The 12,685-nt window shown below is 41.0% G+C and carries 9 protein-coding genes and 2 pseudogenes; 3 read left to right on the forward strand and 8 right to left on the reverse strand.

The annotated features are described in order from the left end of the window. Positions 1 to 899: 899 nt before the first annotated feature. The 8 genes and pseudogenes from CDC33_RS14810 to CDC33_RS14845 form a co-directional block, all read right to left on the reverse strand. The gene (locus tag CDC33_RS14810) at positions 900 to 1,157 is read right to left on the reverse strand and encodes a DUF5615 family PIN-like protein (protein ID WP_219930032.1); all 258 of its coding nucleotides are present in this window, start codon (positions 1,155 to 1,157) and stop codon (positions 900 to 902) included. Next, positions 1,154 to 2,704: an IS5 family transposase gene (locus CDC33_RS14815; protein WP_109009101.1), complete on the reverse strand. Its 1,551-nt coding sequence runs from the start codon at positions 2,702 to 2,704 to the stop codon at positions 1,154 to 1,156. Before CDC33_RS14815 ends, CDC33_RS14810 begins: the two co-directional genes overlap by 4 nt. 242 nt (positions 2,705 to 2,946) lie before the next feature. Next, a pseudogene (locus CDC33_RS40440) lies at positions 2,947 to 3,090 on the reverse strand (DUF5615 family PIN-like protein); the annotation flags it as partial. Positions 3,091 to 3,093: 3 nt separating this feature from the next. Continuing rightward, positions 3,094 to 3,420 carry a DUF433 domain-containing protein gene (locus CDC33_RS14825; RefSeq protein ID WP_109009103.1) on the reverse strand — a complete coding sequence of 109 codons (327 nt, stop codon included), beginning with the start codon at positions 3,418 to 3,420 and terminating at the stop codon, positions 3,094 to 3,096. 174 nt (positions 3,421 to 3,594) lie between these two features. Beyond that, complete coding sequence (leuS, locus tag CDC33_RS14830; RefSeq protein ID WP_109009104.1) at positions 3,595 to 6,243, reverse strand: leucine--tRNA ligase; 2,649 nt, start codon at positions 6,241 to 6,243, stop codon at positions 3,595 to 3,597. Between the two features lie 362 nt (positions 6,244 to 6,605). After that, positions 6,606 to 7,322: a pirin family protein gene (locus CDC33_RS14835; protein WP_109009105.1), complete on the reverse strand. Its 717-nt coding sequence runs from the start codon at positions 7,320 to 7,322 to the stop codon at positions 6,606 to 6,608. Positions 7,323 to 7,657: 335 nt separating this feature from the next. Then, complete coding sequence (gene dps / locus CDC33_RS14840) at positions 7,658 to 8,230, reverse strand: DNA starvation/stationary phase protection protein Dps (protein WP_109009106.1); 573 nt, start codon at positions 8,228 to 8,230, stop codon at positions 7,658 to 7,660. Between the two features lie 116 nt (positions 8,231 to 8,346). Beyond that, entirely contained in the window at positions 8,347 to 9,399 is a 1,053-nt protein-coding gene (locus tag CDC33_RS14845) for an aldo/keto reductase (protein ID WP_109009107.1), read from the reverse strand. A 137-nt stretch (positions 9,400 to 9,536) separates the two neighbouring features. Here CDC33_RS14845 and CDC33_RS40445 point away from each other — a divergent pair. The 3 genes and pseudogenes from CDC33_RS40445 to treZ all read left to right on the forward strand — a co-directional run. Beyond that, positions 9,537 to 9,632, forward strand: a pseudogene (locus tag CDC33_RS40445) (Uma2 family endonuclease); the annotation flags it as partial. A 117-nt stretch (positions 9,633 to 9,749) separates the two neighbouring features. After that, a complete protein-coding gene (locus tag CDC33_RS14850; RefSeq protein WP_109009108.1) occupies positions 9,750 to 10,151 on the forward strand; it encodes a thiol-disulfide oxidoreductase DCC family protein in 402 nt (133 codons plus the stop codon). A gap of 284 nt (positions 10,152 to 10,435) precedes the next feature. Beyond that, complete coding sequence (gene treZ / locus CDC33_RS14855) at positions 10,436 to 12,283, forward strand: malto-oligosyltrehalose trehalohydrolase (RefSeq protein WP_109009109.1); 1,848 nt, start codon at positions 10,436 to 10,438, stop codon at positions 12,281 to 12,283. Positions 12,284 to 12,685: the final 402 nt, after the last annotated feature.

Genomic DNA, 12,685 nt, shown 5'->3' on the forward strand with positions numbered 1-12,685 from the left:
GTGGAAGAGTTGGATGTCGCCGTTTGCTAAGATATAGAAGATACCTAACCCAAACTTTTCAATCTGCTTGGGTCGAGCATTTGTTCTTCGGTTGCCATCCTCTAAAGAATACTTTTATCCATTGAGTATCTGATAATTTATTTCACTCCAAATCACTTTGATGTTAATATTAAAGGCTTATCTGGCTTACTCAATGGCGATTTTCTACTGATACTTTCTGGTTCGTTTGCTGCCAATTTTAAGATAATTATGCTGCTACTTGCTGCACATTTTAAAACTGTACTCAGTGGTAGGCGATGCTTATGGCGGGCTACGCCTACGCTAATAAACTATAAGTTTTTATACTATACTTAGAAAATTGCTACAATCGTGCTTAGTCTTGTTAATTACTATTCATGATGAGTCGTTTTTAACTAGTGTTCAGTTCATAAACTGTCACTCATCAGATCCCCGGTATTCTTGCAAAAGAGATATTCTTAATTAGTGCAAGGAGTGATACCATTTCACCACATGTTTGTCACAAGTTATCCCCGCAATGCTCCCTAATAAGGGGGCGTTGCAGATTTCAAATGTTGCATCAAACGCGTGAGTTGGTATAAGCTTTTACGGGGAAACGCTTGAGTGAGCAAAACTCTCAAGCGTTTTTTCGTGTATAAATAAAATAGTTAAACTCTCTGGAAGATCATACAGATGTTTTTAAATACACATATACCAGAGAAGTAAACTACTGTTATAAAAATTGTTGCAACACATACTTGATGACTTTAGCATTTATGCATTCCATCAAAACTTTTTAAGCAATTCTGTGGGTTTAAATCCCCCGCTTCTAACAAGCCGCAAGTATGTTAGGCAAGTTCTAAATCACTGTTTCAAAAGTTAATTACAAGTTACGAATTATTTCAAGTAACTGGACGTACCACACGAATTAGTTTTCCTTGCAACGTTTCTTCTGCTGTGACAGCTTCATCTATCCGTGCTGCAAACTGTTCCCAATTACGATTGTTCGTGCAAACGATAATACCAAAGTGGTTAGAATTACAACGATGCAAACGGATAAAATCAACTCTGTTGAGAGTTAATATTGAGCGTTTTTGACTTATGTAGGGCTTGCTGAAAAACTCAATAAAAAGCCATAGGAGGATTAGTAAAATATTCAAGCAATGGTCATAGATAAATTTGCATTATCTAGTATCGACAAAAAATAATTTTTACTAATCAAAGATTGTAAAGAAGGCGCAGTTTTGAAAAATTGACATAAAAAAGCATAAAAAAGCCGTGACAAATGAGTAGAAAGATTCATTACTAAAAAAGTAATAGCAATTGCAGTTTGAGAAGTGTGAGAAAGTTTTGCCATCACTCTACCCAGGCTAAATCCTCTTTTACCTTGCCCAAATTTTCCCTCAATACAATTACGAATACTTTCGTCATCTTTGGCTTGCTTCTTTTTTTCTTTACTCCGAGTTTTTGGAGGTCTTCCTAAAGGAACTCCACTAATTCTAATAGCTCTTTCTTTACACCAAGTCCGGTTTTCTCTTGTGCGATAAATCTTATCAACATGAACGGATTCTGGATAAAATCCGGTGTAATCTTTATATGCTTCTACTTGTGCTTTTAAGTCTCCTGATTCATTAAAATTATCCCAACTAATATGGTCTAAAAATACATATCCATCAAAATAACTAGCTGATAATTTTGCCCCAAATTCCACGGGTTTCCCGGCTTTTCCTCGTACTATTGGACGGATATGTGGTTGAGTTAAACTAACAATACGGTCATCAATACTTTGTTTTTGATTTTCATATAACCATAGTTGTTGACGATAGACCTCTGCAACTACTAGCAACATCTTGTACTGCCTGTTACTGAAATTTTCAATAGTTGCGCCTGAAAGAATTAGCTGCTCAATATAAGATAAGTTTCTTTTAATATATTGGAGTTGCTTTTTAATCGCTTTTCTTCTTTCTTTTTGTGATACCCGACGTTTTTTTGCTACTTCTAGATAATCTCTTCTAGCGATATCCCGATAAGTTCTTGGTTTTTTCTCTAATTGCCCCTTTCTCTGTTCATAAAGAGAGTCTATAATTTGCTCTGTGTGTTTCCTGGCTTGATTCAATAGTCCTAAATCTGTGGGGTAGCTGATGTCACAAGGCGCACAAGTCGCATCCAATATTAATTTTCCGCGATTTTTTGGCTCACTCTCCAAGTTCGTTAGTGGGGTTTCTCTCCCAGGTGTGGCTGACTCACTTATTTCTTTTTCTTTTTCTTCTATTTTTTTTTCAGTTGGTTGAGCCGATGTTGTTTCTAACATCATCTTCACCATTTTTTGATTCACTGTGTTTACTAGATCAGCACTAATCCTTTCTCGAAAATGTACTAACATTGATGCATCAAATGGAGCTTCATTCCGATAAGATGACATTCCTATAAAATACTGTAGATAAGGGTTCTCCTTGATTTGCTCTATTGTTTCCCTATCACTTATTCCTAGTTTCTCTTTGATTATTAATGCACCTAATGCCATCCGAAACGATTTGGCTGGCGCTCCTATTTTTTCATCGAAAAAAGAAGCATATTCCTCTTCAAATTCTGACCACGGTATTAAAGAAGCCATCATTACCCAACGATTATCTTCTAACAACTTTCCTTCAAAAGGAAGTTGAAAGCTAAGGAGTGGAATTTGAGTTGGTTCTGCTTTTCTGTACATAGTTCTTTAGGATACTAAGTATAGACGAGGCTTACGGTGGTGCAAGGGTTTCAGAGTATTCTATCCTTTTTTCTTGCACTTGAATATATATCTCTGCTCTGAAAATCTTAGCATTCTAGCTTTTCTTTCTTTTTCAGCAAGCCCTATGTAGGACTTACGCAAAAATTGCTAAAAAGCTTAATTTCTCGAACCGCCAAGACGCCAAGAGCGCCGAGAATTCGTAGAGTGTGCGTAAGTCCTATTATGGCAAATGCTAGTACTTCCTCATCAGGTATACCTTGGTCTGCATTTTCTGCTTCTTGAACTGTCAAAACATCATGTCCCAAAGCGCGTAATAATTGCACAACTGGAAACGGAAACTGCTCATCTGCATAAAACCGTACCATCGACTAGGCAACCTCATTACGCTCAATTGCCAATTCAATTTCATCGGGATGAACTTCTGCATATACCCAAACATTAGCTAAATCTGTAGCTGTAATGGTTGGATAGCTCGTCAAAAGGTCAGCATCACTATATCCAAGACGGCGAGCTTCCACAAGTACCCAAACGGGAATACGAGTTTTAGCGATGCAAGCTTCTCCACCGCAGACTCTAGGAGTTTTTTCAATTCCTTGCCAATGGTTGCCGAGACTTTGAGCAAGTAAATGTATAGCCTGCAACTTTTCACCAGGACTGAGGGCAAGAAGTTGTTGTTCTAACTCTTTGAGTGTCACGGATGTAAATCCTCTGATGTTTTATCAGGCTATAATTTACTATTTTATCGATCGCTAAATACAACATTGAATTAATTCCTAGCGAATTCTCTGCGTACCTCTGCGCTTCCCTCTGCGCCACTTTGCGTTTAAATTTAAATCCTCAATTCGCCACGATTTTACCTAAAGCTGTACTTAGCTAACTACAAAATTTACCAACTTTCCAGGCACCACAATTACCTTTTTAATCTCCTTACCTTCGATGTAACGTTGGGCAATTTCTGATTCACGGGCGTATTTCTCCAACGCTGCTTTATCTGCTTGTGCTGGTACTTGAATCGAGCCGCGAGTTTTGCCCATAATTTGAATCACTAAAGTGATTTCATCAGCTACCAAAGCGGCCGGGTCAAATGACGGCCAAGTTTGAGTGTGAACTGAATTCTTTTCACCCAATAAATGCCACAATTCATCAGCAATATGTGGTGCAAATGGTGCTAGCAATACCACTAAAGTCCTAATACCTTCTGCGTAAATTGGTGAATTTTTTCCGTCAGCATCGGTTAGAGCGTTACTTAACTTCATCAATTCTGAAATAGCTGTGTTGAATTGATATTCGTCTTCAACGTCTTCTGTCACCGCTTGAATAGCCGTGTGAATCGCCCGTCGCAATTCCTTTTCTGCCTTAGTTAAATCAGCGAGTTGGGCTTGCTTACGGGATACCCCAGCTGCAACATAGTCTGTCACCAAACGCCAAACCCGATTTAAAAAGCGGAATTGTCCTTCCACATCGGCTTCATCCCATTCCAGGTCTTTTTCTGGCGGCGCTTTGAACAAGATGAACATCCGCGCTGTATCTATACCGTATTTGGAAATTACATCTTCTGGTGCTACACCGTTGCCCTTTGATTTAGACATGGTGGCGTAGAGACGTTGCAGTGGTTCGCCTGTCTGGGGGTCACGAGGGTCAGCAGAATTTACCAGATTAGAAGGAATCCATTTATCTTTGCCGCCCTTGTTGGGATTTAGGTAAGTTAAACCCTGTACCATACCTTGAGTTAACAAACGTTGGAAGGGTTCATCAAAGTTTAACAAACCGCGATCGCGTAGTACCTTAGTAAAGAAGCGCGAATACAACAAATGTAAAATCGCGTGTTCAATTCCACCTACATACTGATCAACTGGCATCCAGTCATTAATTTTACTGGAATCAAAAACCTGTTGTTCATTTTTAGCGTCAGGGAAGCGCAAGAAATACCACGAGGAATCAATAAAAGTATCCATCGTGTCAGTTTCCCGCTTTGCCGGAGTGCCACAAGTTGGACAAGGCACATTTACCCAGCTTTCCAACTGAGTTAAAGGTGAACCACCACGTCCAGTAAATTCCACCTCTTCCGGCAACTGGACTGGTAAATCTTTATCAGGCACTGGCACTATTCCACAGTTGGGACAGTGAATTACAGGTATTGGTGCGCCCCAGTAACGCTGCCGCGAAATTAACCAATCCCGCAAGCGATATTGCACCCGCACTTTACCAAAACCTTGTTGTTCGGCGTATTCAATTATCGCTTGTTTAGCATCCGTGGAAACCATGCCAGTAAAAGACCCAGAATTAATTAAAATTCCTGGTTCAGTGTATGCCTGGTTATATTTAATCTGGATGACTTGTCTGACTTCATTAATCTCTGGTGTTGGAGTTAAGTCAAAACCTGCAACATCATCTGGGGAAGCGATGACAAAATTAATTGGCAAATCGTAATTTTTGGCAAACTTAAAATCCCGGACATCGTGCGCTGGCACACCCATTACTGCCCCAGTACCATATTCATACAGTACATAGTCAGCAATCCAAATCGGCACTTCTTCGCCTGAAAATGGGTTAATTGCCACCCCACCTGTGGAAATACCCCGCTTCGGTTTATCTTCAGCAGTACGTTCCAACTCACTTTGATTGGAAACCTCTTTAATAAAGGCTTCTACCGCCGCTTGTTGTTCTTTTGTAGTGACACGCTTTGTTAAGGGATGTTCTGGTGCTAACACCAGGTAGCTGACACCATAAACGGTATCTGGACGTGTGGTGTACACGGCGATTTTTTCATCTATCCCAATGATAGGAAATTCTAAGTAAGCGCCTGTAGATTTGCCAATCCAGTTTGCCTGCATCAATTTGACGCGTTCCGGCCAACCTGTTAACTTATCCAAGTCATTGAGTAATTCTTCGGCATAATCGGTAATCTTGAAAAACCATTGCCGCAACAATTTGCGCTCAACTATTGCGCCACTGCGCCAAGAACGTCCTTCGTTATCGACTTGCTCATTTGCCAATACAGTTTGGTCAATTGGGTCCCAATTTACTGCTGCTTCTTTTTGGTAAGCTAACCCTGCTTGTAAAAATTGCAAGAAAATCCATTGCGTCCACTTATAATAATCGGGTGAACAGGTAGCAAGTTCACATTCCCAGTCAATGGATAAACCAAGACGCTGCAATTGTTGCCGCATCTGGGAAATATTTTGATAAGTCCACTTTGCTGGCGGTACACCACGGTCAATGGCGGCATTTTCTGCTGGCAACCCAAAAGCATCCCAACCCATTGGATGTATTACTCGATACCCTTGCATTCTTTTAAGGCGGGCAATCACATCGGTAATCGTATAATTACGGACATGACCCATGTGTAGGCTGCCCGATGGATAAGGGAACATGGATAAAGCGTAGAATTTTGGCTTGTTACTAGCTGTCGGCGTTTTATCTAAGCCAAGTTCTACCCATGTTTTTTGCCATTTTTCCTCAATCGCTGCTGGGTTATATCGAGAATCAACAGAATCACGTATTTCCAATGGTTTCATGCCTGTTACACTTTACTTCTACTAATTTTCTAGTATTTGACCCTTACTAGTACATTTGAGCCACTATCTTGAGGGAATTATCTGTATAGCAATTTTTTAATTTAATTTACAAAATTAATTTACTATTTTCTTCTACCCCCTATTCTTATCTATCTTATATCCCTAAAGTTCTGAAACTAAAGCTAATAGTAATTTTATACTACAAAAAAGACTATTGTGGTTTTGTGTCCCTATCTTTACGATTCCCAATGCAATATTTATACTCGCACGCCAATCGAGAAATTTTTTTAACCTAAATATCCCCCACAACTTTTACGAAGTGGGGGATCTTTTTTTTTCAGCAATGACTCAGGATTGCTAGATTACGCTAAATCAAAAAGTAAGATTTCGCCACCGATGTTGGTGCTAATTTCTAGCTGTTCTTCGCCGTTGATTTGCACTCCATCGCCTGCTCTGAGTTCTTCACCATTTAAGTTAACTATACCTTGGGCTATTTGTAACCAGGCATAGCGACCAGATTTGACTTGATAATTAACAACATCACCTGACTCTAAAACAGATGTGTATAAATCAACATCTTGGTGAATTGTCACGGCTCCATCGCGCCCATCTTTAGCAGCAATTAAGCGGAGTTTGCCGCGCTTTTCTTCCAATGGAAAAGCTTTTTGTTCATATCTTGGTGTCAACCCTTCTTCATCGGGAAGAATCCAGATTTGTAACAAGTGTAGTGGTTCAGTTGGCGAGGGATTAAATTCACTGTGGCTGATTCCAGTTCCAGCACTCATAATCTGTGCATCACCGGGACGAATTACTGACCCAGTACCCAAGCTGTCTTTATGCTCTACAGCACCTTCTAAGACATAAGTGAGGATTTCCATGTCACGATGGCTGTGGGTGGGGAATCCAGCACCAGGGGCGATGCGATCGTCGTTAATCACTCGCAGAGAACGAAATCCCATGCGGTTGGGATCGTAAAAACTACCGAAGGAAAATGTGTGATAACTATCGAGCCAGCCCATTTTGGCGTGACCACGGGCGTTTCTATCATGAATTAGATGGCTAATTGTATTTTGAGACATATATTTACCTCATTGTTAATCAGTATTTAGAGATGCGATGAATGATACAAGAGACGCGATGAATCGTAGAAGAGACGCGATGAATCGCGTCTGTACAAGGCTTAAGAATTAGAAGGGAATTAGTTTACTTTTTCACTAACCGACTAGCTTATTGAAGTTGAAGTATTAATCTTGAGATATCACTTGTCGAAGATATTCTGGAGTTTTTCGACCTAGTTTTGAACTATTTCAATAGTAAAGTATATACATATAAAAGAAAAGTACGCACTTAAAAGTGTCGTACTTACCAAAAAGATACTATTAGATTTGCGAAAGACTACTTTTCTCAGAAGTGCTTATTTTACACCAGCAGGGATCTTTTGAGTTTTAGTAGCACCCGCTTTGCCATTCTCTCCTTTAATTTCTGCTACTTGCAGATGAGCTTCTAAGAACCAGAGTCGTTTGTCAATGGCGCGAGAAATTTCGGTATAAAGGTCGGCGGTATCGAGGTCGCCTAAGTCATCTGTTTTATCGATCGCTTCACGCAGATGTTTAGCATAGAGTGCATAACGATCTGACAAAGCTGTTACGTGATCTTTACCATCCAAAATATCTAAAGGATATTCTGGCAAAATTGAATTACTAGCTGCGGCGCGGGCTGTTCCAAAAGCGTATCCGCCTAAAGCTGTAACACGTTCAGCTACCATATCGGTATACTCTTCTAATTCCCCAGCAAGTTCATCAAATAATAGGTGTAGCTGGTAGAAGTCAGTTCCTTTAACGTTCCAGTGCGCTTGCTTTGCTTGGGTTTTTAAATCCGAAGTAGCTGCTAAGGTTTGGTTGAGAAGTACCACGATTTGCACTCGCGCTTGGGCGGGAATGTCAATGCGGGTAGGGTACAAACGTGATGTAATGCTGTTATCGCTCATGAGTCTACGTTGTTAATGCCTTTTATATCTAACTCTACAGAATTGTAAGGCTTGGCGAAACTCTCTGACGATGGATTGAATTAATGCCTGAATATGTTAAAGTTTATGACTATTAGTTAAATACGGTGGTTTTCTATAGTATTGAATGTACCACCGAAAAGGCGATCGCGAATAACATCATTGTGTAAAAAGTCATGGGGAAAACCCAGTTCAATTTGACTCACTTCATTTAATCGTTGCAAATGTTCTGGCGAGAGGGTGATATTTAAAGAAGCTAAGTTATCTTGAAACTGCGTTAATTTACGCGCCCCAATTATCGGAATAATTACACCACTTTGAGCATGTAACCAAGCTAATGCTACTTGTGAAGGTGTGTGTCCAATTTCGGTTGCAACTTCACTGACAACTTGAGCGATCGCTAAATTCCGTTCTGAAATAGTTCCAAAGGCTGGATTTACTAATCTTCCTTGTTCACTACTCTCTTGAGGAGGCTGATTATATTTACCTGTAAGCACACCACCACCCAAAGGCGACCACGGTGTTACTGCTAAATCTAAGGCTTTAGCCATCGGTAGCAAGTCACGTTCTGGGGTTCGTTGAATTAAACTATATTCAATTTGTAAAGCGACAAACTGCGTCCATCCTTGGTATTGAGCAATGGTATTTGCTTGGGAAACGATCCAAGCGGGTGTGTCAGAAATACCAATGTAAAGTACTTTACCTTGACGAACTACATCATCAAGCGATCGCAAGACTTCTTCAATAGGTGTTGTAAAATCCCAAGCGTGTAACCAGAATAAATCAATGTAATCAGTATTGAGTCGTTTCAAGCTACCTTCTAAAGACTGAATTAAGTTTTTGCGATGGTTTCCACTGGCGTTAGGGTCGCCCTTTTTGTTATTCATCTGCAAGGGAAAGGAATATTTTGTCGCAACTACAAAGCGTTCCCGTTCTTTAGCAATCAACTCACCGACAATTTTTTCACTGCTACCATCGGTATAACCGTTGGCGGTGTCAATGAAATTTCCCCCTGCTTCTGCATAGCTATCGAAGATTTTACGGCTTTCGTCAACAGATGCACCCCAACCCCAATCTTCACCAAAGGTCATGGTTCCCAAGGAGAGTTCAGAGACTCTTAACCCGCTTTTGCCCAAGAGTTTGTATCTCATGAATATTTTCTCATTAATGAAAAAACTAAGCAAATACCATTCCAAAAGAATGATACAGCAGAATTCAGTATTCAGTATTCAGAAGTCAGGGGTAGTTAAAACTTAAAAGTTGAGCCTCTAAGGGTGAAACTTCAAATTTTAATTCTAATTTCAACTGGCTAGTTCCAAAAACTTGTCTGATTAAACCACCTGCGGCTGAAGCTACAGCACTACGCCCTGATGTAATTGTTTTAGCTGAGGTGAACCGAATTATTTACTACTGCGTTACTTAGGCAAGAGCGATCGCTATGGTTTTCTAAGCTAAAATACCAAAGTTGTATTTAAACACATCGGAAAACTCAATTATTTTTATGAATTACTACGTAATCTACGACGGGAATTGTAATCTCTGCGTTACCTTAGTGCGATCGCTAGAAACCTTAGACCAAGGAAAGCTGTTTCGCTACAGTCCTATGCAAGATGAGCAAACACTTTTACGGTGGGGAATTACAGCTCAAGACTGCGAACAGGGGATGATTTTAATTGATGCCAATGAACCTCAGAGACGTTGGCAAGGTAGTAACGCTGCTGAAGAAATTGGGCGATTATTGCCGGCAGGAAGTATATTTGTAGACGCTTATCGAGCCTTACCGGGCATGAAATGGGCAGGCGATCGCTTTTATGAACAAATCCGCGATAATCGCTACACCATATTTGGTAAGCGTTCTAATACATATCAATCGGCATACTGTGTGGATGGTAGCTGCAATTAAGACAAGACGCGATGAATCGCCGTTTCTACAATAATCAGGATTTGCGATCTAAAATTTTCATCAAAAAACCTTAACCAAACCGTATTGCCCTGCCTCTTTTAAAACTAAATTTGTCATTGGAGAGAATTTATTCTGGTCAAAAATCCGCCTACAGGTGCTAGCTAAAAGCCCGGTAGACCAACCATTATGCTATCTGGCGTGTTTGTAAACATTTTGCAATCAATGACATTTGCGATTGCGCCACAATTCGGCACAACAAACTGGAACTGATGGGAGGATACTGCGTGAGAATAGGTGCTAACTACTTGGGTGACGGAGAGTGTGAATTTACAGTTTGGTCTCCGCTATTAGAGAGCGTCACTGTACAGATTTTGACGCCAGAACAGCAGTTAATTCCGCTCAAGCCTCAGTCTGAGGGATACTGGCAAACAAAAGTCAACGATGTATATCCAGGGACGCTTTATCGGTATGTCTTAAATGGGCAAGACGCTTTTGCCGATCCTGCGTCGCAGTATCAACCAGAAGGGGTACATGGGCCGTCGCAAATTGTCGATCAACACTTTGAGTGGACTGATGAAGGGTGGACTGGCGTTCCTGTGGAGTCGATGATTTTCTATGAAGTTCACGTTGGGACTTTCACGCCTGAAGGAACTTTTACCGCCATTATTCCCCGCTTACCGGATTTGAGAGAACTGGGAATTAACGCCATTGAAATTATGCCCATCGCCCAGTTTCCGGGAGATACGCATATTGAAGCTTCTTTGACATACCGCAACTGGGGTTATGATGGCGTTTACCCTTATGCGGTGCAAAATTCCTACGGTAGCCCAGCCGATCTAAAGCAACTAGTAAATGCTTGCCACCAACACGGAATTGCCGTAGTGCTGGATGTGGTGTATAACCACTTTGGGCCAGAAGGCAACTATATGAGTCAGTTTGCACCCTACTTTACTAAAACCTATAAAACACCTTGGGGCGAAGCGCTGAATTTCGACGATGCTCATAGTCAAGGCGTGCGAAATTATTTTATCGAAAATGCGCTTTACTGGTTGCGCGAGTTCCATATAGATGCATTGCGGCTGGATGCGATTCAAGCAATTTACGACTTGGGAGCGAAGCATTTTCTGTGGGAACTGGCGGAAGCAGTTCATCATTTTTCACAACAAGGGCAAAAATGGAAACGCCATTTAATTGCTGAAAGTGATATGAATAATCCGCAAATAATTCGTCCAGTAGAATTGGGTGGATATGGTCTTGATGCCCAGTGGAGTGATGATTTTCACCATTCATTGCACGCACTGTTGACAGGCGATCGCCAAGGATATTATCAGGACTTTGGGCAAACTGCTCAGTTGGCAAAAGCTTATGAAGATACTTTTGTCTACGATTGGAAGTACGCACCACATCGTAAGCGTTTTCATGGCGTATCTTGCCGCGATCGCCCTCTATCACAATTTTCTGTCTGTATTCAGAATCACGATCAAATCGGCAATCAAATGAAAGGAGAACGCCTCAGCCAGCGAATCTCTTTTGAGGGATTAAAGTTAGCTGCTGGTGCTGTGCTACTGTCGCCCAACTTACCCCTGTTGTTCATGGGAGAAGAATACGGCGAAACAGCACCCTTCATTTACTTTGTTAGTCACTCCGATCCAGATTTAATTCAAATGGTTCGAGCCGGACGCAAACAAGAATTTGAAGCATTTCACTATGCAGATGATCCCCCAGATCCGGAATCATCAGAAACTTTCCTAAAGTCTAAACTCAATTGGGAATTACGCAATGATGGTAAGCACAAAATTCTCTGGAATTGGTATCGTCAGTTAATTAATTTCCGCAAGACGCATCCAGCACTTTTGAATCAAGACCGCAACTCCATCAAAGCGACTAACGATGAAGAAAAGGAGTTGGTAATTGTGCGTCGTTGGTGTGAATCAAGTGAACTAATATTTGTGATGAATTTCAATTCGTCTCCAGTCACAGTGAATTTGCCGTTTGAGCAAAATGCTAATAAATTGTTAGACTCTGCTGATACCTCATGGTCTGGGCATGGTTCTGAAGCTCCTGAACATCTGTCTGTAGGCCAAGAATTCAAATTGCAACCTACTAGTTTAGTACTTTATGAAAAAGGATAACAGGGAGAGTTAAAACAATTCGCAATTCGCAATGGGCTAACGCCCCGCTCCGCTAACGCAATTCGCAATTGTTAAAACTTACAGTTTCGGCCTCATAACCTCAACGTTCAAGTAAAAAGGTTCAACGTCCGAGCTAAAAGGCTCAACGTTCAAGTAAAAAGGTTCAACGTCCGAGCTAAAAGGCTCAACGTTCGAGTAAAAAGGCTCAACGTTCGAGCAAAAAGGTTCAACGTTCGAGCAAAAAGGCTCAACGTTCGAGTAAAAAGGCTCAACGTTCGAGTAAAAAGGCTCAACGTCCGAGTAAAAAGGCTCAAACTCCCCCATCTCCCACCCTGCGGGAAGCTAAAGCTACATCTCCCTCATTCCCCATTTTGTACAGACGCGATTCATCGCGTCTCTCCC

Origin of the sequence: Nostoc commune NIES-4072 (genome assembly GCF_003113895.1) — a bacterium.
GTDB lineage: Bacteria > Cyanobacteriota > Cyanobacteriia > Cyanobacteriales > Nostocaceae > Nostoc > Nostoc commune.